This window comes from Oceanicaulis sp., from assembly GCF_965249665.1.
Taxonomy (GTDB): domain Bacteria; phylum Pseudomonadota; class Alphaproteobacteria; order Caulobacterales; family Maricaulaceae; genus Oceanicaulis.
On the sequence record NZ_OZ252247.1, the window covers coordinates 1,713,832 to 1,734,757 of the forward strand.

Genomic DNA, 20,926 nt, shown 5'->3' on the forward strand with positions numbered 1-20,926 from the left:
GACCGGTATGACCACGCCTAACGCAAGCAAAGTGCGGAAATCGACGCAGAGCCATCTGGCTCTGGTTGGTGCGTGCGCGGCGGCGTGCCTGGTTCCACTATCCTCATTGGGCGCCAGTGCTTTCGCCCAACAGTCGCAGGCGTCGCAGGAACTGCGCGCCATGATCATGGGTCCGCTTCAGGACGAGCTGGCGCACCCGCGCCCTCGCCATGACGGCGTGGATTATACGGCTTCCCAGACCTTGGGCTGGTCACCCAGCTACACCGATTTTATCGGCTCTGATTCGCAGTCTGCTCGGCCGGATGCAGCGCGACTGGCCGGGGCCGCGCTCAGTGTCCGCTCCGACAGCGCCGCGATGGAGGGGTTTTCTGCGCTCTATCAGGCGGGAACCACCCTGATGGAAACACCGCAGGGCGGTCGCATCTCCGTCTCTTTGTTCGATGGACGCGCTCCGGATGCAGCCTTGTCAGCGCTCTCTGAATCCTATGCCGACATAGCAGGCAGCACGATTGATCCTGCGGGTCGGTCAGCAAGTCGCATGACCTTGCGGTATGAGAACGCATTTGACGCCCGCGGCGGCCTGGACGGTCTGGATGTGGGCGTGGCGCCGCGCGCCGGCGTCTCCATCGGTCAGGACGGCCCCGCAGCCGAGGCGGGCGCCACCGTCCGGCTTGGTCAATATCTTGATGAAGGGTTCGGCGCGGATCGTCCCGCCTGGTGGTTCTTCGCCGGCGCTGACCAGCAAGCGCTGATGTATGATCCGGGCGCGGGCTTCAATATGCGCAATGCGCTCGCCATGGGGCCTTATGCGACCGTGGGCGATGCTCAGGCGGGCGTCGCCGCCCGGTTCGGCGGTGCGGATCTGTCTTTCGCTTATATCCAGCGTGAAACACGTTACGCCTTGCCCAATGAATCCTGGGAAACATCTGAAGGGTTCGCGGCGTTCTCATTGACGCTGCGCCGGTAAGACTGAGTGTACGCGCCGTCAGACGCGCGTCAGAGGGGCGTGCATTGAGACTATTTTGCCTTGCGGCGCTCCTGACGGTCTGTTGCGGACTGGTCTCGGGATTTGAAACGGCGCGCGCGTCGGATGTGTCTGACTTCCCCGATTTTCCGGACTTCTTCCAACCCCAAGAAGGCGAAGTGCTGACCGTCGTTATCGAGAATGACATGTTCGGCGGTACGGATCGGCATTACACGAATGGCCTGCGGCTGGAATGGGTGTCCGCTGAAGAGGCTGTTAGCCCCTGGCTCTTGCAAGCCGCCCGCACCCAGCCCTTCGTCAGACTCAAGGGCGCGTCTCTGCGCGAAGGCTATGCGCTGGCGCATACGCTCTATACGGCCAGTGACATCACGCTGGATGATCCGCCCTCCGATGATCACCCCTATGCCGCTCATCTGAGCGTGAACTGGTTCGCCTCAGCCCGGACGGCCAATAGCGAACACACCATACTTGTTGATGTGGGGCTGATCGGACCCAGCGCGCAGGGCGAATTTGTCCAGTCTCGCTGGCACCAGCTGATCGACGGCAAGGAACCGCGCGGTTGGGATGGGCAATTGCATGACGAGCTGGTGTTCGCCATTTCAGGGCAGAGGACGGAGCGCCTTCACCAATGGGAGTTTGGCGCCTATCGGGCGGATCTGATGGGGCATAGCGGCCTGACGCTGGGCACTTTGCGCACCGATCTGTCCGTGGGGGCGACTGTCCGGTTCGGAACCGATCTGCAGGACTCGTTCGCGCCGCCGCGCATGCGCCCGGCCTTGTCCCCGTCCAGCATTTTCACGCCAAACCAGCCGGTGTCCGCCTATGTGTTCGCCAGTCTGGGCGGATATGCGGTGGGCCGAGATGTTTTTCTCGACGGTAATACGTTTCGCGACTCAGCTTCAGTAGAGCGCAATATCTGGGTTGGGGATGTGCAGGCGGGCGCGGCGCTCCATATCAATCACTATCGACTGGCCTTTACCTATGTGGTGCGAAGCGAGCAGTATGACGGACAGAACGGGCCGCAACGGTTTGGCGCCATCGCGCTCTCTCGCGCCTTTTAGCGAAGGCGGCATTTGAGTCGTTCGGGGGTCAAGTTTCTTCCAGCGTGGAAAACCCGATTAATACACTGGAAACCAGACTCGTTGTGACACAATATCTAGTGGAAATGAGGGGCCAAAGCGCTATCTGTCGTGCCAGCGGTGCTATATTGCCCCTTGAATGATTGCCGAGCCGAGAAAGAAAACGCCATGCTATCCGTCGCTTCAGACCGTCCGGGCCTTTTGTCTCCCAGCCTGACCTACAAGCCGTTCCGCTATCCATGGGCGTATGACTTCTGGAAGATTCAGTCCCAGGTTCACTGGCTGCCTGAAGAAGTCCCGCTGGGCGAGGACTGCAAGGATTGGGCGACCAAGCTGACGGATAAGGAGCGCAATCTGCTGACGCAGATCTTCCGTTTCTTCACCCAGTCGGACGTGGAAGTCGGCGCGAACTACATGGAAAACTACATGCCGCTCTTCAAGCCGGTTGAAGTGCGCATGATGCTCGCCGCCTTCTCCAATATGGAGACGATCCACATCGCGGCCTATGCGCTGCTTCTGGAAACCATCGGCATGCCTGACACCGAATTCTCCGCTTTCATGGAGTATGAGGAAATGGCGGCCAAGCACGATTATCTTGGCAAGTTTGGCTGTGAGACCGAGAAAGACATTCTCACCTCAATGGCGGTGTTTGGCGGCTTTACCGAAGGCCTGCAACTGTTCGCCAGCTTCGCAATGCTGATGAACTTCCCGCGCTTCAACAAGATGAAGGGCATGGGCCAGATCGTCTCTTGGTCCGTGCGCGATGAATCGCTGCACTGCGAAGGCATGATGAAGCTGTTTCACACCTTCTCGGAAGAGACCGGCGCTCTGACCCAATCGGTCAAGGACGACATCGCAGATTGCTGTCAGACCGTGGTCAAGCTCGAAGACAAGTTCATTGATCTGGCGTTTGAAGCGGGTGAAGTCGAAGGCATGACGCCTGAGGATATCAAGACCTACATCCGCTATATCGCCGATTGGCGGATGAAGCAGATGAAGCTCCCTACGATTTACGGCGTCAAAGAGCACCCGCTTCCCTGGCTGTCTGAGATCTTGAACGGGGTGGAGCACGCGAACTTCTTTGAAGCGCGCGCCACTGAATACTCAAAAGGCGCGACCCAGGGCGACTGGCATGGCGATGCCGGTGTCTGGTCGAACTTTGACAATATGATGCTGAAGCGGTCCGTGCAGGGCGCGGCGGCCCCGGCCGAATAAAACTTCGCCACAGACGTTTTGATTGACCCCGGCAGGTGATCCTGCCGGGGTTTTCATGTGCGGTGCGGCAGAGAGCCCATACTGGCTGTCGCGTCAGACCATTCAGGCGGGCGCTCTGTGGATACGCGCTCGCACGCTGCGCATAAAAAAACCCCGGCGCGAGGCCGGGGTTCTTTGGATCAGACGAGACACGCCTAAAGATTGACGCGTCGCGCCGATTGCAGGCTGTCGAGCACCGCCTTGGCGTCGTCGCTCGGCTTGCGCTTGCGCTTGGCTTGCGGCTGATAGGCCAGCTGCGCATGCGCTTCGCAATAGGCGTTTCCGACGCCGGAATGGCGACCGCAGAAGCGAAATTCAGAGTCGGTCGGATCGCCGATCGGCCATTTGCACATGCCTTCGCGCAGGGTCAGCACGGTCGCGTATTCGCCATTGGGCAGACGGGCGGCGTCTTGAGGCGCCACCAGGGCTGCAGGCTTGGTTTCAGCAACGACAGGTTTCGCCTTTGCAGGCGCGGCGGCCTGGGGGGCGGCTTTCGCGGCCACGGGCTTTGCCGCCGGTCTCGGCGCGGGCCGAGGCGCAGGGCGACGCGCGGGGCGCGAAGGCGCAGCGCGGCCTGACAGGCCCAGGCGGTGTACTTTGCCGATCACGGCGTTTCGGGTCACCCCGCCAAGTTGCTTGGCGATCTGGCTGGCGCTCAGGCCATCCGACCAAAGCTTTTTCAGAGTTTCCACACGGTCTTCGGTCCACGCCATGGCGGTGCGCTCCTCGCCCAATTAAGCTCATCCACGTATCCCACACCTAGTGATAGGGTCATTGGCTTGCCCTATATCTTGGGTGTGAACACGAGATACAGTATCTCCTGAGGCGCTAGGCACAAGATGCCGACTTGATTCGTCCGTGGATAACTTCGTCCGCACCGCATGACCTGCACAGGGCGGCGGGAGCGTGCTAGATGCGCGTACAGAGCCTTAAGGGGAGTCGCTCATGTCAGATCAAGTCGCTTCGGCGCCGCAATCCACACCTGTCTCCGACGGTCCCCGACCACGCCGGCTTGGCGCGGTGAACTGGCTGGGTCTGTGGACATTGTACAAGAAAGAGGTGCGGCGCTTTTTAAAGGTCAGCTTCCAGACGGTGCTGGCGCCGGTGGCGACTACCTTGCTGTATATGATCGTCTTCTCCCTGGCGATTGGCTCGCGTCGAGGCGACATGATGGGCGTGGATTTCGCCACGTTTTTGGCGCCCGGCCTGATCATGCTGGGCATGCTCAACAACAGCTTCGCCAATTCGTCCTCCTCGCTGATCGTGGCGAAGGTGCAGGGCAACACAGTCGACTTTCTGATGCCGCCTCTGTCTGCGGCTGAGCTGGCCGCCGCCTTCATTGGCGGAGCCGTGACGCGTGGCGTGATCGTCGGAGCGGCGACCGCTTTGGCGGTGGCTCCGTTTGTAGACATCACTATCAGCCATATCGGGGCGATGGTGTATTTCGGCCTCTCAGCGACAGCGATGATGGCGATGATTGGTCTGATCGCGGGGCTATGGGCGGAGAAGTTTGATCATCTGGCGGTGATCACCAATTTCATCATCATGCCCTTGGCCTTCTTGTCAGGCACGTTCTATTCGGTCGAGATTTTGCCCGAGCCGTTCTACTCGATCAGTCATGTGAACCCGGTCTTCTTCCTGATCGACGGGTTCCGCTATGGCTTCATCGGCAGTCATGACAGCCCGCTTCTGATCGGCGGCCTTGTGATCGCAGCGATCAATGCCGCGCTTCTTGCAGCGTCTTATCTGCTGCTGCGCTCAGGCTGGCGCTTGAAGAGCTGACGCGTCTGGTCCTAGATCAGCAGACTTGATTTTTCTCACCCCTTTCCACCCAGGGAGCCTTTCATGCCCAAGCCGTTGATGGACACCTATTCGCCGCCCAATCTTGATTTCGAACGCGGCGAGGGCGTTTACCTGATTGAGAAAAGCGGTGAGAAATATCTCGACTTCATCTCCGGCATCGCGGTGAACGCGCTGGGCCACGCCCACCCCAAGGCGGTGGCGGCGCTGAAAGATCAGGCGGACAAGCTGTGGCATACCTCCAATATGTTTCGGGTGCCCGGTCAGCTCGAACTGGCTGAGAAATATTGCCGCGACAGCTTTGCGGACCGGGTCTTCTTCACCAATTCAGGCACGGAAGCGGTCGAGTGCGCCCTGAAATCGGCGCGCCATTACCACTTCGCCAATGGCCGCCCCGACAAATACCGGATCATCACTTTCACAGGTGCGTTCCACGGTCGCTCCTATGGCGGGATCAATGCGGGCGGCAATCCGAAATATCTCGAAGGCTTCGGCCCGGCCATGGAAGGCTTTGACCAGGTCGAGTTCGGCGATCATGAGGCGCTGAAAGCGGCGGTGACCGAAGAGACCGCAGCCATTCTGGTCGAGCCCGTTCAGGGTGAGGGCGGCGTGCGCGCCATTCCTGATGTCTGTCTGCGCGGCTTGCGTGAGCTGTGTGACGAGCACGGCCTGCTGCTCATCTATGATGAAGTGCAGTGCGGCGCTGGCCGGACCGGCAAAATCTGGGCGCATGAATGGGCCGAAACTGCAAAACCCGACATCATGGCCGTGGCCAAGGGCGTGGGCGGCGGCTTCCCGATGGGCGCCTGTCTGACCACGGATGCGGCTGGCGCACACATGGTGGTGGGGACGCACGGCTCGACCTTTGGCGGCAACCCGCTCGCGATGGCGGTCGGCAATGTGGTCTATGACGAGCTGTCCAAGCCTGATTTCATGGAGCACGTGGTCTCCATTTCCAACGTTTTGCGCCAATCGCTCTCCGGCCTCGTCGACGCGCATTCCGACAAGGTTGAAGAGCTTCGCGGACGCGGGTTGCTGGTTGGACTGAAGCTCAAGGACGGCTTTGGCAACCGCGCGCTTGTCGGCAAGGCGCGCGAGCACCATTTGCTGATGGGCGCGGCGGGCGACAATGTGGCTCGGATGGCCCCGCCGCTGATCATCAACGAAGATCATGTGCGTGAAGCAGTCAGCGCCCTCGACAAGGCGCTCGGCGAGCTGCAGCCTGAGTAGTTAAGCGGAACGAGACGGACGTATGACTGATATGACTTCCACACCTGGCCCGGACTCATTGGGGGCAGGCGACAATATCGTCCTGACGTTCCAGCTCGAAGGTTTGAGTGTACGCGGCCGTTTCGTCCGTCTGGGCGAGACCATGGACACGCTTCTGGCGTCGCACGACTATCCGCCCTCTGTCGCCCGACTTGTCGGCGAGTGTGCGCTGGTCGCCATCCTGATCGGGGATTCGCTCAAGTTTGACGGTCGGTTGATCGTTCAGGCCAGCGGCCCCGGCGCGACAGGTCAGTCTGTGGAGGGTAATGGCGCAGTCGGCTTTGTCGTCGCGGATTTCGTACCCGGCAAGGGCGTGCGCGCCTACGCAAAATATGATGCGGATCGCGTGCAGGCCCTGGAAGCCCAGGCGAACGGCCCCCTAGGGCCGCTCGACCTTCTGGGCAAGGGCAATTTCGTGATGACGATTGATCCCGGCGAAAGCATGGAGCGCTATCAAGGCGTCACCGCCATCGAGGGTGACAGTCTGGCTGCCAGCGCCGAACACTATTTCGCCCAGTCCGAGCAGGTGCCGACCCGATTGCAGTTAGCGGTCGGTCAGCAAATCATGGATGGCGGCAAACCCGTTTGGCGCGCGGGCGGCGCCTTGATCCAGAAAATCGCCGGTGATGACAGCCGGCCTGCTGAAAGCGCCGAGTTTGATCATGCGCTCGCCCTGTTCAACACCATTGAGGATGACGAGCTGCTGGATCCGGAGCTGACGGCGGGGCGGGTGTTGTACCGCCTGTTCCACGAGGACGGCGTGAGGGTTCAGGCGGAGCGTGATGTGAACCGGTATTGCTCATGCGAGCGGACGCGTCTCGCCAAAATGCTGGCGCGCTTCCCGGCCGATGATCGTGAGCATATGAGCAAGGAAGACGGCTCGGTCGCGATGACCTGCGAGTATTGCAAAGTGGAGTGGCGCTTCACAGCTGAAGAGATCGACGCGGCCGCCGTTGCGAACGATTGATGTCCGATGATGAAACGCTCTTTCAGCTCAGCCCTGATCTAGAGGAATGCTGTCATCAGGCGCAGATCGCGTTTGAGAAATGGCGGCGTCAGCATGCGCGCGCTCTGCCCGATGCGGCGTTGATCGAACATGTGGGTGCGACCTCTGTGGCGGGCTGTGAAACCAAGGGCGATCTTGATATCGCGGTCCGCGTCTCCAAGGACGATTTCCCCGCAGCGCTAAAGCATCTGGACAAGACGCATAAAGCCAATGACCGCTCGTCCCGGCGCGAGGGATTTGCCGCGTTCATCGCACCAGGTTACGCGCTTGATGTCGGCGTCCAGCTTGTGGTGGTCGGCGACACGCTCGATCAGTTCAGCGCCTTTCGAGACGCCCTGAACGCCGACAAGGTTCTGGTGGCGCGATACAACGCCCTGAAACGCGCCTATCGCGGACGAAAGACAGCGTCATACCGCGAAGCCAAAGCAGAATTCATCAAGACCGTGCTTGACGTCTGAGGCGATGGTCGTACGCATTCGGACGGTTGCAGGCGGATGGTGGACATCCCTTGGCTTCACGTCCATTAATGCCAACACTCAAAGGCTTGGCCCGAGCGCCAATTCCAGCGTTTGGAGTGACTAAGTGCCTGCGCCTTACTCTTACCGGTCAAGCTCGAATATGATCGCCGATGCCTGGTTTGATCTCAAGGAGGGCCTGGAACGGCACACTTTGTGGATCAATCTGGGCCTTCAGGAAGTCAAACAGCTCTATCGGGGCTCCTTGCTCGGAGCCGCCTGGATCGTTGTTTCCTTTCTGGTGTTCGGGGCGGGACTGATCTGGTTCTTTGGAGCGCTCAGCTCGACCGATGCGCGCTGGTTCGCGGCCTATCTGCTTATCGGGCTTTGGGTGTTTCAATACATCGCCACCGTGATCACAGGGGCTTGCACCGTATTCATTGCGGCGGAGGGCTGGCTACGCTCGCAGCGGCTGCCGATGAGTCTGTTCGCCTATAAACTGACCTTCCGCAACGTTTTCAATCTGGCTTTGACGGGGTTCTCAGTCGCCCTGGCGCTGGCCTTCCTGCGTCACCCTTTGACCTGGGGCGCCCTGTGGGCCATCCCTGCGCTTGGGGTGATCATCTACACATCGGTCTGGGTGACTTTGCTGCTGGGCTTCCTGACGGCGCGGTTCCGTGATTTGCAGCATATCGTCATCACCATCATGCGCTTCGCCTTTCTGATGACGCCGGTCTTGTGGGTGGCGGATGAGCTGGGAACGCGTGGCCAGTTCGCCAACATCAATCCGCTGACTCATTTCATCGCCATTGTGCGCGAGCCCTTGCTTAACGGCCAGGTCGTGATGTTTCACTGGTGGATCGTGTTGGCGATGACGGGCCTGGGCTCGCTGATTACATTCGTTGTGTTCGCGCGTTTTCGCCGCGATCTGATTTTCTGGTTGTAACGCAATGGCTCGAGTTCTGCTCAGAAATGTCGACGTCACATTCACCTCGCGTCGGGTGAAGCGCAAAACGGCGGAAGATGATGGGGCTACCCAGGAGCGGGTGTCGGGCGGGCTGATCGAGCGTCAGGGTTCGACTCTGAACGTGCACGCCATCCGTAATATGTCGCTCTTGCTCAAGCCGGGCGATCGTCTGGGCGTGGTGGGGCGCAACGGCGCCGGCAAGACCACCTTGCTGCGCACAATCGCCGGCATCTATCCGCCCAAGCGCGGCATGGTGGCGGTGGATGGGCATATCGCGACCATGTTCAATATCGGCCTGGGCATGAATATGGACGCCACGGGGTATGAAAATATCCGTCTGGCGGGCATCGTGGCGGGCAAGAGCCAGCGCGAAATTGACGGCATGCAGGAGGACATCATCCGGTTCACCGGGCTGGGCGATTATCTGGATTTGCCGATCCGCACCTATTCGCAAGGCATGGCCATGCGGCTCAAATTCGCATGCGCCACAGCCTTTGATGCGGACATCTTGCTGTTTGACGAATGGCTGGGCGCGGGTGACGCAGCCTTTCAGGCGCGCGCCAAGGAGCGGCTCGACGATATGGTCAAACGCTCGCGCATTCTCGTGCTGGCGACCCATAACGTCAAACTGATGCAATCGGTCTGCAATCAGGCGATCTTGATGCAGGAAGGCGTGATCACCCATCGCGGCGATGTGGACGAGGTGATCGAGCGCTCGAAAGCCGTCAACGCCTAGCCGCGCCAGAAGCGTGGCGCGAGCATCACGAAAATCACCATGATCTCCAGCCGGCCGATGATCATATTGGCCGTCATCACCCATTTCGCGGGTGCGGGCAGGTCCTGAAACGAACCGGCGGGGCCGATGATCTCGCCCAGACCCGGCCCCACATTGGCGAGCGTGGTGGCGGCCCCGCTGACCGCGGTCACCGGGTCCAGTCCGATCAGGCTTAGCAGCGAGGCGCTGATCCCGAAGGTCAGAAAAAACAAAAAGAAGAACCCCAGCACCGAGCGCACGGTTTCGTCCGGGACGGTCTGATTGCGGTAGCGGATCGGCTTGACCGCGTTGGGCCGCGCATATTGGGCGATATAGGCGTTCATGGCCGAGGCCGCGATCTGATAGCGGAAAATCTTCACCGAGCACGTGGTCGAGCCCGCGCAACCGCCGATGAACATCAACACAAAGAAAATGCCCGCCGCGCCGCCGCCCCACAGCCAGAAATCCGCCGAGGCGTAGCCTGTCCCGGTCAGCACCGAGACGCCATTGACCGCCGCGATCCGCCAGGCGGGCAGATGGTCGTGATCATGGGGGTCATGAACCACGAGCCACAGGGTCAGAAGGAGGGAGGCGGTCAGCGCCACCATCAGAAAGGCCCGCGCCTGCGGATCAAACACCAACAAATCCGGTCGACCCTGTGCGGCGCGCAGGAACAGCACGAAGGGCAATCCCGCCAGCACCATGAACACCAGCGCCACGAGGTCGGCCCCGCCGTCGACAAAAGCCCCGATCGAGCCGTCATGAGTGGAGAAACCGCCGGTCGCCACCGTGGTCATGGCGTGGTTGATCGCCTGAAAGGGCGTCATCTCTGCGCCCAGATAGGCGAGAAAACACAAGAATGTCAGGACCAGATAGATGCCCCCCACAGCGCCTGCGATCTGACCGGCGCGCGGCAAGGCTTTTTCGGACTTGTCAGAACTTTCAAGCCGGAAGAGTTGCATGCCGCCAATGCCCAGGAGTGGCCAGATTGCCATGGCGGTGACGATGATGCCCACGCCGCCAATCCATTGCAGGATCGAGCGCCACAGCAAAATGCCCGCCGGCATGTCCTGCAACCCCGTCAGCACCGTCGCGCCAGTTGTGGTGATCCCAGACGTGGCCTCAAACAGCGCATCCGTCCAGCTGATATCAAGCCCTGAGAGCTTCAAAGGGATCGCCGCCGCTATAGACAACACAATCCAGGCGCCGCCGGTCAGCAAGATTGCGCCGCGGGCGCTGAGATCCTTGGTGGAGCCGCGGCCCATCAAGGTCATGATCCCGCCCAGGGCCAACCCCAGTCCGCCTGCACCGAAAAAGGCGTGTGCGGCCTGGGCGTCGTCATTCAGGTCCGCAATCGCCGGCGCGAACATGGCGGCGGACAGGCTGGCGAGCATCACGCCCAGCACGAAAAGAACGGTACGGCCCGAAGCGTTCACAGGATTTCCCGAAGCGGCTCTAGTGCAAGGTCACAGTGTTGTACGGCGAGTCCAGCGCAAACCCGGGGATGACCGCGTCAAATTTCTCGCCATCCTCGGTGCGCATGGTGTAGGCGCCGCGCATGAACCCTGACGGGGTGCGCAAGGGCGCGCCGGACGTATAGGCAAAGACTTCGCCCGGCTTGATCTGTGGTTGCTCGCCGACGACGCCCGGCCCTTGCACGATTTCAGTCTGATTGAACGCGTCGGTGATGCGCCATTCCCGGCTCATCAATTGAACGACGGCGTCACCCTTGTTCTCGATCTCGATAGTGTAGGACCAGAAATAGCGCCCCTCATCGGGCTCGGACTCTTCGTCACGAAAAGCCGGGCGCACGCGGATCAGAATGTCGCGGGTGACTTCTTCGTACATGGGCGGGCCCTCCCTTCAAGCGCAAGCGCGTATCAGACCCAGATAGACCTCCGGGCTCAAGCAAAATAGTGCCCGGACGCAGTCATGCGCTTGTGCGACAGTGGCGCTTGCTGGACAAGGCCGTGTTCTAGCGCGGACACTCTGTGCGCCGAAATGATTCTGTTTGCCAGCCGGATTCTGACCTGATGACCCATGCCCCCGGCATTCTGCCTGATCGCGCGCTTCATGATGCCCTTGCTCAGGCCTGGATCCGTACCAGCACTGATCTTGAACCCGGCCAGATCCAGCCGGCGAGCCTCGATTTGCGTCTGGCGCGCCGCGCCTGGCGCTTGCGGGCGAGCTTCCTGCCGGGGCCGTCTCGGACCGTGATGGACTGCCTTGATGAAGACGTGGTCATGCACGAGCTTGATCTGGAGGGCGGGGCAGTGCTGGAAACGGGCTGCGTCTATCTGGCCGAGCTTCAGGAAAGCCTCAGCCTGCCTGACGCCGTCGCGGCCTTCGCCAATCCCAAAAGCTCCACCGGTCGCCTTGATGTGTTCACCCGCGTCATCGGCGATCAGTCGAGCGCCTTTGATCAGGTGCGCGCGGGCTATCACGGCCCGCTTTATGTAGAGATTTCCCCGCGCACCTTCTCGGTGTTGGCCCGGCCCGGCGACCGGCTGGTGCAGGTGCGCCTGCGCGCAGGTGAGATGAAAGCGCTCGATGCGGTCACCCTGTCCGTCGACCTCAAGGCCGGGGACGGCCAGCCCGTGGGCTATCGCGCCAAGCGTCACAGCCCTCTGGTGGACCTTGTGAAAGTCGGCGCGCACGATCCAGAGCGCTTCTGGGAGCCGGTCTATGCTCCCAATGGCCGCATCGTGCTCGACCCCGGTGAGTTCTACATTCTGTGTTCGCGCGAAGCGGTCAGCGTGCCGGTGGATCAGGCCGCTGAAATGGCGCCGATCGCGCCCGAAATCGGCGAGTTCCGCGCCCATTACGCCGGCTTTTTCGATCCCGGTTTCGGCGTGGACGCCGCGGGCGGCACCGGTTCCCGCGCCGTGCTCGAAGTGCGCGGCCGGGACGTGCCCTTCATTCTCGACCATGGTCAGGCCGTGGCCCGGCTGGTCTATGAGCCCATGTCGTCAAAGGTTGAAACGCCCTATGGCGTCGCAGGCTCGAACTATCAGGCTCAGGGCCTCAAGCTCGCCAAGCATTTCAAGAGCTGAGCGCCTCTGCGCCCAAGCGCTTGTCGCTGACCGGCAATCTGGTAAGAACAAAAGCCCTCGAGCGGGTATGATGTAATGGTAGCCTGTCAGCTTCCCAAGCTGAACGTGCGAGTTCGATTCTCGCTACCCGCTCCACACTATTCCTGACAGTGCGAGCCCTCATGCCCCCTGCGGCGACACGCCGGGTGCGGCATTAACCCTTCCGGTGTAAGCCGGGTTCATGAACGAGACGCGCGCGCCTTTCAAACGACCGAGAAGCTGGCGGCGCCGGCTGAGGCTCTGGCGCGCCCGGCTCGACCGGATGGCGCGCGGGCCCTTGGCCTTGCCGGCGCTGTTTGCGGGCTCGGTGCTGGAAAGCACGTTATTGCCCTGGCCGATCGAGTTTCCGCTACTCGCCTACATGTTGCGCGGCCGCCGTCAGGTGGTGGAATCTACCCTGGTGGTGACCCTCGGTTCGGTTCTGGGCTGTGTGCTGAGCTATTGGGCGGGGCGGCTGGCGCTCGATCTGGCGGAGGCGTTCATCAGCGCGCGACCTGATCTCGCGCTGTCTCTGGAGGGCGCGCGGACGCGGATCGACGCCTATGGCGCGTGGGCGGTGGGCGTGTCCATGCTAACGCCGGTGCCGGTGCAGCTGAGTTCGTTCGCCGCCGGGGCGGCGCTGATCCCGGCGCCCCTGTTTGTGCTGGCGGCGTTTTCGGGGCGGCTGGTGCGCTATGGCGCCATGGGCGTTTTATTGTTTCTCTTCGGTCGCCGCGTGCTCTGGCTGTGGGCGCGCCTGCCGAGCGGGCTGCGCCTGGCGGTGCGCTTGGGCGCTGTGGCGCTGTTCGCCCTGATGATGGGCGCGGCGATCGTGCTGGTCGCGGGCGGCGCTAGCGCGGCATGAAGCGCTGACCGGTTTCAAAGCCGAAATGGCTGAACACATGCGCCAGCAGCATCATGAAAAAGACGCCGCTAGCGATGCTGAGAAGCGTCCAGGGAATAAGACGCGGCTTGAGCGGATTTGAGGGCCTGCCGCTGCGCCAGGCGGCGAGCGCGAACAGGCCGGCGGTGGCGAGCATGAGCAAGAGTGTGATCGGCAGCGTCATCAGGCGTTTCTCTGCGGGCGCGGGAAACGCCGTGTTGGGTCTTGTCCCACAGATAGGGCTGGCGGGGCAGCTCGCGCAAGGCCTTGAGCGCGGCGGGCGCCTGCATCAGCCAGTAGGCGGGCATGCTGAGCACAGAACTCAGAGCTGGGCGAAAGCCCGCCCGGCGCGCGCCGGTGAGGGCGCAAGCCATGGCCGAGCCATAGGCGACGCCCATCATCAGCGCCCCAAGCGTCCAAAGCGCTCCCCAACCCGGCACGAGCCCCAGAAGGGTCGCGCCCAAAGCCATCGCAATGACGGTCGGCGCGTGGATCAGCGCGCTGAGCATGTTGGCGAGCACGGTGAAGCTGAGACTGAACACGCCGCCCCAGCCAAGGGTCTCGATCAGGTCGCGTGGCTCGCGCATATGCACGAGCCAGGTGACGAAATGACCTTTCAGCCAGCGGCTGCGCTGATTGATCCAGGCGCGGGATGTCAGCGGCGCTTCTTCCAGCGTGCCGGGGGCGATCAGCCCGGCGCGCCAGCCCTGGCGTCCCAAGCGAAAGCCCAGATCCGCGTCTTCCGTAACGTTGAAGGGATCCCACGCGCCGCTATGCTCCAGCGCGGAGCGACGGAACACATTGCTGGTTCCTCCAAGCGGCAGCGGCCAGTTCAGCCGAGACAGAAGCGGCAGCAGGGCGTGAAACTGGGTGGCGTATTCGAGCGCGAATTGCCCGGTCAGCCAGTTCTCTGCGCGGTTATACCAGCCCAGCGGGGCCTGTACGACGCCCAGGCCCGGATCCGCCGCTAAGGCCTCTGCGGCGTGACGCAATTGCTGGCGGAGGGGGGAGTCTTCGGCGTCATAAACGGCGATCAACTCTCCGCGCGCCGCCTGCAGCGCCATGTTGAGGGCGCGTGGCTTCGTCATGGGGCCGAGCGGGGGTAAGACCACAACGCGCAAGGCCTGCCGGGCCGCCAGCGCGCGGGCTGTGGCGCGTGTGGCCGTGTCATGGGCTTCGAGCGCCAGGATGATGTCGAGCTTGCGCCGCGGATAGTCGAGCCGCGACAGGGCGGCGATCAGGCCGGGCAGCACCTCCGCCTCGTCATAAAGCGCGATGATCACGCTGATGACCGGCAAGGCCTGGTTTGCGAGACGAGCGCGCGGCGCATAGCGCACCGGGGTGAGGGCCGCGGCGATCCGTAAGGCGCTCATCACGATCACGCCGCACGCGGCGGTCCAGAGCAGGGCGATAAGCGCGAGCCCCTTAAAAAGAACCGCCAGCACCAGGACAAAACAAAGCGGTCCGATCACGAGCGCTGGAGGCGGACTTAAGGCGCGTCCGGCGCTGGCCAGAGGGCTGAGATCCCGCAGGCCATAGGCGGCCGCGTGCAGATCAAGCGATCCTCCACTTCGAGCGGAGCGCGCACGTCCTGAAAAGGCCGGTCTGGTCACAGACGGCATGCCGCGCTCCCCCGTTGAGTCCCAGCCGAAGCGTAGTTAATATTCTCTTAATAGGAGAATCAAGACTCTTTCGGGTTGAAATACAAACGGCGCCGATTTGCGGTCAGGCGTTTGTCTTCCAGCTTGACATCAAAAGCGGCGAGGGCGCTGGTGGGCCAGCCATAAGGCAGGTCGGATGCGGCTTCGGCCTGACCGGCGAGCATGTGCACCAGCGCGCCGATGCCGGGATTGTGACCGACGAGCATGATCGCTTCTGCGCCGTGATCGAGTTGTTCGGCGACGGCGCGCTCCAGCATTTCAGGTGAGGCGTGATAGAGCGCCATCGGGTCTGTGACCGGCGGTTCGCCCAGTATGGCGCTGAGACGTTTCCAGGTCTCGCGGGTCCGACGCGCGGGGCTGACCAAAGCATGTGTGGCCTTGACGCCGGCCCGGTTCAAGGCCTCGGCCGCCCGGTCGGCGTCGGCGACGCCTCGCTCGGTCAGGCCCCGGTCGAAATCGTCTTCAGCCATCATACGGTCGACGGCCTTGGCGTGACGCATGGCTATCAGGAGCGGCATAGGGGCGAATCCTCAGGCAAGGGCAATTACACGGCTTACGGGTTGCGTTGCACGACAGCCCGCGCCAAGTAAAGCGGTGTTTGACGCCCCTCGCAAATGCTCTGATGGAGATGAATTATGGGTCTGCTGCTTGGCGATATCGCCCCGAACTTCGAAGCGGAAACCACCGAAGGTCAGATCAAGTTTCACGACTGGATCGGTGATGACTGGGTGGTGTTCTTTTCTCACCCTGCCGATTACACCCCGGTTTGCACCACCGAGCTCGGCTACACCGCCAAGCTGAAAGACGAATTCGCCAAGCGTGGCGCCAAGGCGATCGCTCTTTCTGTGGACCCGATTGCGGACCACCATGGCTGGGTCAAGGATATTGAAGAGACCCAGGGCGTGAAGATGAACTTCCCGATCATCGCCGACACCGATCGTTCGGTGTCCGAGCTCTACTCGATGATTCACCCCAATGCCGATCCGAAAGTCACCGTGCGGGCCGTCTACATCATCGACCCGAACAAGAAGATCCGCGCCACCTTCACCTATCCGCCGAGCGCGGGCCGGAACTTCAATGAAGTGCTGCGTCTGATCGACTCCCTGCAGCTGACCGACGGCTATAAGGTGGCGACCCCGGTGAACTGGGAAGATGGCCAGGATGTGATCGTGGTGCCGTCCATTTCCGATGAGGAAGCCGACACGCTCTTCCCCAAGGGCTACACCAAGATCAAGCCCTATCTGCGCACCACGCCGCAGCCGGACAAGTAAGCCTTTAAGAGCTTTTGAGATGAATGCGGCCGCTCCGGATATCGGAGCGGCCGTTTTTTTGCTCTTTTCGGGTAAAGGGTGCTTGACGTGAAGTGAGCTTTACATAATATGTGAAGCACGCTTTACATGAAGGAGTGAGCGCGAATGTCTGCTGATTGTTTGAAGGCCTTGCCCTGGATGGCGCTGTACGCCCTCGTCTTTGTGGCGCAGCCCCGGCCAGACGCGCCTCTTCAACAAGAGCCGCCCTCACAGGACAGGCCTCACAGTGAAGCGACCCTGCAACCGGGCGCATGAACGCCCCCCCCTGGCTCAACTTGAAAGGACACGTTATGAAACAGGCACAATCCATCCGCCGCATTGCCGCCTTTGCTCTGATCGGGCTGTGTGCGGCCTCCTGGGCTGCCTTAGGTCTGACGATCGTTCTAGATGCGCCGCGCGCGCTTACGATTTCCGCGGTTGTCGCCGCCGCCTTCTCCACCGAAGCAATGATCTGGGGCGGCGGCGCGCTACTGGGGTGGACGGCGTTCGCAAACCGCGCGCGGCTCTGGAAGAAGATCACCGGTTCAGCGTAAAGGAGTCTCGATCAACCCTGTCAGGAGAGACCCATTGGGACGTTGGCTAGATTATGTCATGCCTGAAACCGCTTCCGCACCGCCCAAGGCGCGGAAGCGGTACATGGTGAACGGATCATTGGCGGGCGCGCTGGCTGTGCTCGTTACGTTGCTGGTTCATTGGGAATGGGTTCCAGAGGCAGCACTCTTGGGATTGCTCGTGGGCTTGTGCTGGCTGCTTTGGGAGTTTGCCCTTCTGGTCAAGGCCTTGGACGAGCTGCAACACCGCATCCATTTGACGGCTTTGGCGCTGTCTGGCGGCGTGCTGGCCATTCTCACCACCAGTTGGGCGGTCGTGGATGTGATCTGGCCCTTGCCCGATATCTTGCTGGTTTTTGGCTTTCCGGGCTTCATGCTGGGCTATTACAGCGCCCTGTTTTTCGTCTCGCGCCGGTACGCATGAAGAACCATCTGAAAGAAATGCGCGGGGATCTTGGCTGGAGCCAGGCGGCGCTGGCGGACAAGCTCGACGTGTCGCGTCAGACCATCATCTCCATTGAGAACGGAAAATATGATCCGTCCTTGCCCTTGGCGTTCAAGATCGCCCGGCTTTTTGGCCAGCCGATCGAAGCGATTTTTGATGATGAAGGCGAAGGGTGAGGGCCTAAAACCCTCATCTTGAGTTGACCAAAACCCTTACCGGTTCTACTTGCCCTGCTTCACTTCACTCGCAGCAGGAAAAGAGACCCGCGATGACCGATTTCGCCGCGCTCGCCCAGAACGCCAAGGCCTGGCCTTTTGAACAGGCCCGCCTGGTGAAGAAACGGGTGGAGAAAAGCGGGATGAAGGGCGGCGCGGTCATCTTCGAGACCGGCTACGGTCCGTCCGGCTTGCCGCATATCGGAACGTTTGGCGAAGTGGCGCGCACCGCCATGGTGCGCCACGCCTTTCGCGTGCTGACCGAGGATCAGTATCCCACCAAACTCATCGCGTTTTCAGATGACATGGACGGCATGCGCAAAGTGCCGACCAACCTGCCCAATCAGGACATGCTGGCTGAGCATCTGGGCAAGCCGCTGACTGACGTGCCCGATCCGTTCGGCACCCATGAAGGCTTTGCGCAGCACAATAATGCGCGCCTGCGCGCCTTCCTCGATAGCTTCGGGTTTGAGTACGAGTTTCGCTCCGCCACCCAGGAATACCGCTCCGGAGCCTTTGACGAGGCGCTGATCCGCGCGCTCGAGAAGTTCGATGACATCATGGCGGTGATGTTGCCTACGTTGGGGGCGGAACGTCAGGCGACCTATTCGCCTTTCTTGCCGATCTCGCCCACGACAGGCCGGGTGCTTTATGTGCCGATGAAGGCGATCGACGCCAAGGCCGGGACCATCACGTTCGAGGATGAGGACGGAACCGACACGACCCTGCCGGTCACAGGCGGCAACACCAAGCTGCAATGGAAGCCTGATTTCGGCATGCGCTGGGCGGCGCTGGGCGTGGATTTTGAGATGTTCGGCAAGGATCACCAGGCCAATGCGCCGGTCTATTCCAAGATCTGCCGCATTCTGGGCGTCGAGCCGCCGGTGCAATATGTGTACGAGCTCTTCCTGGACGATCAGGGCGAGAAGATCTCCAAGTCCAAGGGCAATGGCCTGGCTGTGGAAGACTGGCTGCGCTATGCGCCGCAAGAGAGCTTGTCGCAATACATGTTCCAGAAGCCGCGGACGGCCAAGCGCCTGTATTTCGACGTGATTCCCAAAGCGATCGATGAGTATCGTCAGCATTTGCGCGCCTATCCCGATCAGGAGCCGGCCAAGCAGTTGGAAAATCCGGTCTATCACATTCACTCCGGCGAGCCGCCCAAGGCGGGCTCTGACATCGGCTATTCCTTGCTGCTCAATCTGGTCTCTGCCGCGAACGCCCATGACAAAGCGACGCTGTGGGGGTTCATCGCCAAATATGCGCCGGATACGACGCCGGAAACCGATCCTTTCCTGGATCGGCTCGCAGGGTATGCGCTCGCCTATTACGAAGACCAGGTGAAGCCTCACAAGGTTTATCGCGCCCCGACCGATATGGAGCGGGCGGCCATGGAAGATCTGGTGCAGCGTCTCAAGGCGCTGAATCCGGCGGAGACCGATCCGGAAGTGATCCAGACAGAAGTCTACGCCGCCGGTAAGGGCCAGGACTTTGAGAATCTGCGTGACTGGTTTCAGGCGCTCTATGAAGTGCTGCTCGGGCAAAGCCAGGGTCCGCGTTTTGGCGGCTTGGCGGCGCTGTATGGCTTGCCCGGCGCGATCGCTTTGATCGAACGGGCGCTGGCGGGCGAGGATCTCCGTCAGGGCTAGGTCGAGATTCCCGAGTTGCCGAAAACAGGGAAGCGCCGGGCGAAAGCTCGGCGCTTTTTTTATGCCCCAAGCGCTTTGGCATGCGGCGGATGATATTTAATTAACTGATATTATTTTGATATTTGAGTTATCAACAGATCTGCGATTTGTGTGACACAAAACTGAAAAATATCAGCCCAAGCTAAGCATTTATAATTATTGCGTTTTTGATGGAGTGGTGTGATGCACCACTCTTGATCGCATTTGGCGGATCGGTATTTTTTCCAATTTGAACAATGCTTTGTGCCGAATTAGGGAGGCTTGAAGCTTGTTTCAGGTCTCCACTTTTCATCCGTATCCAGATGTATTACATTTATATGACTGTTGGGTGACAGAACAATAACTAGGACGGTTGTCGAGGCTTCAGCGCGCAGGATTCACCCCCCTGATGAAGGTCTGAACCGGCTCCGTCCCTAATAGCGATCCGCAATGCCGTGAGGCGCGGCGGATTGCGCCAGAAAAAAGAGGAATGAACCCAATGAAGCATTTCATCAAAACCGTCGCAGCGGCTTCTGTCCTGGCGTCTGCCGGTCTGTTCGCGGCTTCTGCGCAGGAATCTCAAGAGTTCACCTTTGCGGTGGACCGTGCCGAGTTGACTTCCCAGACCGCCATTCGCGTCGCCTATCAGCGCCTGAACGCTGAAGCTGACCGCTATTGTGGCTCACTGCCGCTGCAATCTGATTCCGAATTGGCCTATTGCCGGGCCGATGTCGTGGATCACGTGATCAGCGCAGTCTCCCATGAAGGCCTTCAAGCGCTTCATGTGGAGCGGACGCGTGAGGCGCGCTACGTGGCCGACCGCGGGTAATCTCGGTCAACGCTCACGTCGCTTTAGCGGCGCGAACCAAACCGGGCTCGTCAGCACATGCTGACGGGCCCGTTTGTTTTACGGTCAGGGCGCTTGACGCTGCATGCGCCCTCTTCAATGCTCGGCCTGACACGGGCAGGGTGCGCCTGCCTTATTCCATTCAGCCGGAGCGCCTCATGGACCATATCAAGTCCGCCATTCGCACAATCCCTGATTATCCCAAGCCGGGCATCATGTTCCGGGATGTGACGACGCTGCTGGGCGACGCCGGAGCGTTTCGCGCCGCAGTGGATGCGATGGTGTTTCCCCATGCGGGCAAGAAAATCGACAAGGTCGCCGGGATCGAGGCGCGGGGTTTCATTCTGGGCGGCGCCGTGGCGCACCAGCTCAGCGTCGGCTTCGTACCGATCCGCAAGAAAGGCAAGCTGCCGCACACGACGCTGAGCCAGAGCTATGAGCTTGAATACGGCACGGACGAGGTGGAGATCCATACTGACGCCATCAAGCCGGGCGAGAGCGTCCTGATCGTGGACGATCTCATCGCCACAGGCGGTACGGCGGAGGCGGCGATCAAGCTGATCCGCTCGGCCGGCGGCGAGGTGGTGGGCTGCTCCTTCGTCATTGATCTGCCGGATATCGGCGGCGCGAAACGGATCGAAAGTCATGGCGTGAAAGTCGCGAGCCTGGTGGCTTTCGAGGGCGAATAAGCACTGTAGTCAGCAAGG

At 61.1% G+C, this 20,926-nt stretch carries 23 protein-coding genes and 1 tRNA gene; 19 read left to right on the top strand and 5 right to left on the bottom strand.

Going from position 1 to position 20,926, the window contains the following annotated elements; all coding sequences use genetic code 11:
• Positions 1–7: 7 nt before the first annotated feature.
• The 3 genes from ACP154_RS08240 to ACP154_RS08250 all read left to right on the top strand — a co-directional run bounded on the left by ACP154_RS08240 (position 8) and on the right by ACP154_RS08250 (position 3,279).
• Entirely contained in the window at positions 8–967 is a 960-nt protein-coding gene (locus tag ACP154_RS08240; protein ID WP_421860000.1) for a lipid A-modifier LpxR family protein, read from the top strand.
• Between the two features lie 44 nt (positions 968–1,011).
• Positions 1,012–2,046: a lipid A deacylase LpxR family protein gene (locus tag ACP154_RS08245; protein ID WP_421859997.1), complete on the top strand. Its 1,035-nt coding sequence runs from the start codon at positions 1,012–1,014 to the stop codon at positions 2,044–2,046.
• A 186-nt stretch (positions 2,047–2,232) separates the two neighbouring features.
• Positions 2,233–3,279: a ribonucleotide-diphosphate reductase subunit beta gene (locus ACP154_RS08250; protein WP_107713662.1), complete on the top strand. Its 1,047-nt coding sequence runs from the start codon at positions 2,233–2,235 to the stop codon at positions 3,277–3,279.
• A 194-nt stretch (positions 3,280–3,473) separates the two neighbouring features.
• Here the strand turns inward: ACP154_RS08250 and ACP154_RS08255 are convergent, their stop codons facing one another.
• Complete coding sequence (locus ACP154_RS08255; protein ID WP_421859994.1) at positions 3,474–4,031, bottom strand: GcrA family cell cycle regulator; 558 nt, start codon at positions 4,029–4,031, stop codon at positions 3,474–3,476.
• A 232-nt stretch (positions 4,032–4,263) separates the two neighbouring features.
• Here ACP154_RS08255 and ACP154_RS08260 point away from each other — a divergent pair, with 232 nt between their 5' ends.
• The 6 genes from ACP154_RS08260 to ACP154_RS08285 all read left to right on the top strand — a co-directional run bounded on the left by ACP154_RS08260 (position 4,264) and on the right by ACP154_RS08285 (position 9,551).
• Positions 4,264–5,100, top strand: a complete 837-nt coding sequence (locus ACP154_RS08260) for an ABC transporter permease (protein ID WP_107712524.1) — start codon at positions 4,264–4,266, stop codon at positions 5,098–5,100.
• A 63-nt stretch (positions 5,101–5,163) separates the two neighbouring features.
• The gene (locus ACP154_RS08265; RefSeq protein WP_107712525.1) at positions 5,164–6,348 is read left to right on the top strand and encodes an aspartate aminotransferase family protein; all 1,185 of its coding nucleotides are present in this window, start codon (positions 5,164–5,166) and stop codon (positions 6,346–6,348) included.
• 22 nt (positions 6,349–6,370) lie between these two features.
• Positions 6,371–7,354, top strand: a complete 984-nt coding sequence (locus tag ACP154_RS08270; RefSeq protein WP_421859991.1) for an Hsp33 family molecular chaperone HslO — start codon at positions 6,371–6,373, stop codon at positions 7,352–7,354.
• Positions 7,354–7,851, top strand: coding sequence for a GrpB family protein (locus tag ACP154_RS08275; RefSeq protein ID WP_421859988.1), 498 nt, complete (start codon positions 7,354–7,356; stop codon positions 7,849–7,851). Before ACP154_RS08270 ends, ACP154_RS08275 begins: the two co-directional genes overlap by 1 nt.
• A gap of 124 nt (positions 7,852–7,975) precedes the next feature.
• The gene (locus ACP154_RS08280; RefSeq protein WP_421859985.1) at positions 7,976–8,794 is read left to right on the top strand and encodes an ABC transporter permease; all 819 of its coding nucleotides are present in this window, start codon (positions 7,976–7,978) and stop codon (positions 8,792–8,794) included.
• A 4-nt stretch (positions 8,795–8,798) separates the two neighbouring features.
• Positions 8,799–9,551: an ATP-binding cassette domain-containing protein gene (locus ACP154_RS08285; protein WP_107712529.1), complete on the top strand. Its 753-nt coding sequence runs from the start codon at positions 8,799–8,801 to the stop codon at positions 9,549–9,551.
• Here the strand turns inward: ACP154_RS08285 and ACP154_RS08290 are convergent.
• Both ACP154_RS08290 and apaG read right to left on the bottom strand, forming a co-directional pair.
• Entirely contained in the window at positions 9,548–11,005 is a 1,458-nt protein-coding gene (locus ACP154_RS08290) for a TrkH family potassium uptake protein (protein WP_107712530.1), read from the bottom strand. The two genes, ACP154_RS08285 and ACP154_RS08290, sit on opposite strands and share 4 nt — an antisense overlap.
• Positions 11,006–11,024: 19 nt before the next feature.
• Positions 11,025–11,417, bottom strand: a complete 393-nt coding sequence (gene apaG / locus ACP154_RS08295) for a Co2+/Mg2+ efflux protein ApaG (protein ID WP_421859981.1) — start codon at positions 11,415–11,417, stop codon at positions 11,025–11,027.
• A gap of 185 nt (positions 11,418–11,602) precedes the next feature.
• Here apaG and ACP154_RS08300 point away from each other — a divergent pair, with 185 nt between their 5' ends.
• The 3 genes from ACP154_RS08300 to ACP154_RS08310 all read left to right on the top strand — a co-directional run bounded on the left by ACP154_RS08300 (position 11,603) and on the right by ACP154_RS08310 (position 13,505).
• Positions 11,603–12,622: a 2'-deoxycytidine 5'-triphosphate deaminase domain-containing protein gene (locus ACP154_RS08300; RefSeq protein WP_421859979.1), complete on the top strand. Its 1,020-nt coding sequence runs from the start codon at positions 11,603–11,605 to the stop codon at positions 12,620–12,622.
• A 61-nt stretch (positions 12,623–12,683) separates the two neighbouring features.
• A tRNA-Gly gene (locus tag ACP154_RS08305) sits at positions 12,684–12,757 on the top strand.
• An 85-nt stretch (positions 12,758–12,842) separates the two neighbouring features.
• The gene (locus tag ACP154_RS08310; protein WP_421859976.1) at positions 12,843–13,505 is read left to right on the top strand and encodes a YqaA family protein; all 663 of its coding nucleotides are present in this window, start codon (positions 12,843–12,845) and stop codon (positions 13,503–13,505) included.
• A gap of 68 nt (positions 13,506–13,573) precedes the next feature.
• Here the strand turns inward: ACP154_RS08310 and ACP154_RS08315 are convergent, their stop codons facing one another.
• Both ACP154_RS08315 and ACP154_RS08320 read right to left on the bottom strand, forming a co-directional pair.
• The gene (locus tag ACP154_RS08315) at positions 13,574–15,145 is read right to left on the bottom strand and encodes a glycosyltransferase (RefSeq protein ID WP_421859973.1); all 1,572 of its coding nucleotides are present in this window, start codon (positions 15,143–15,145) and stop codon (positions 13,574–13,576) included.
• 59 nt (positions 15,146–15,204) lie between these two features.
• A complete protein-coding gene (locus ACP154_RS08320; protein WP_421859971.1) occupies positions 15,205–15,702 on the bottom strand; it encodes a SixA phosphatase family protein in 498 nt (165 codons plus the stop codon).
• Between the two features lie 117 nt (positions 15,703–15,819).
• On the opposite strand from ACP154_RS08320, the gene ACP154_RS08325 reads away from it, so the two are divergent.
• The 7 genes from ACP154_RS08325 (at position 15,820) to ACP154_RS08355 (ending at position 20,908) form a co-directional block, all read left to right on the top strand.
• Positions 15,820–16,455, top strand: a complete 636-nt coding sequence (locus ACP154_RS08325; RefSeq protein ID WP_107712538.1) for a peroxiredoxin — start codon at positions 15,820–15,822, stop codon at positions 16,453–16,455.
• Positions 16,456–16,784: 329 nt separating this feature from the next.
• On the top strand, positions 16,785–17,027 hold the full coding sequence (locus ACP154_RS08330) for a hypothetical protein (RefSeq protein ID WP_133724897.1): 243 nt from the start codon (positions 16,785–16,787) through the stop codon (positions 17,025–17,027).
• Positions 17,028–17,061: 34 nt separating this feature from the next.
• Positions 17,062–17,469: a hypothetical protein gene (locus ACP154_RS08335; RefSeq protein ID WP_421859969.1), complete on the top strand. Its 408-nt coding sequence runs from the start codon at positions 17,062–17,064 to the stop codon at positions 17,467–17,469.
• The gene (locus tag ACP154_RS08340; protein ID WP_421859967.1) at positions 17,466–17,666 is read left to right on the top strand and encodes a helix-turn-helix transcriptional regulator; all 201 of its coding nucleotides are present in this window, start codon (positions 17,466–17,468) and stop codon (positions 17,664–17,666) included. Before ACP154_RS08335 ends, ACP154_RS08340 begins: the two co-directional genes overlap by 4 nt.
• Before the next feature lie 92 nt (positions 17,667–17,758).
• Complete coding sequence (locus ACP154_RS08345) at positions 17,759–19,354, top strand: lysine--tRNA ligase (protein WP_421859964.1); 1,596 nt, start codon at positions 17,759–17,761, stop codon at positions 19,352–19,354.
• 517 nt (positions 19,355–19,871) lie between these two features.
• Positions 19,872–20,201 (top strand): UrcA family protein, encoded by a 330-nt coding sequence (locus ACP154_RS08350; protein ID WP_421859962.1) that lies wholly within the window; start codon positions 19,872–19,874, stop codon positions 20,199–20,201.
• A 176-nt stretch (positions 20,202–20,377) separates the two neighbouring features.
• Positions 20,378–20,908, top strand: a complete 531-nt coding sequence (locus tag ACP154_RS08355; RefSeq protein WP_421859960.1) for an adenine phosphoribosyltransferase — start codon at positions 20,378–20,380, stop codon at positions 20,906–20,908.
• Positions 20,909–20,926: the final 18 nt, after the last annotated feature.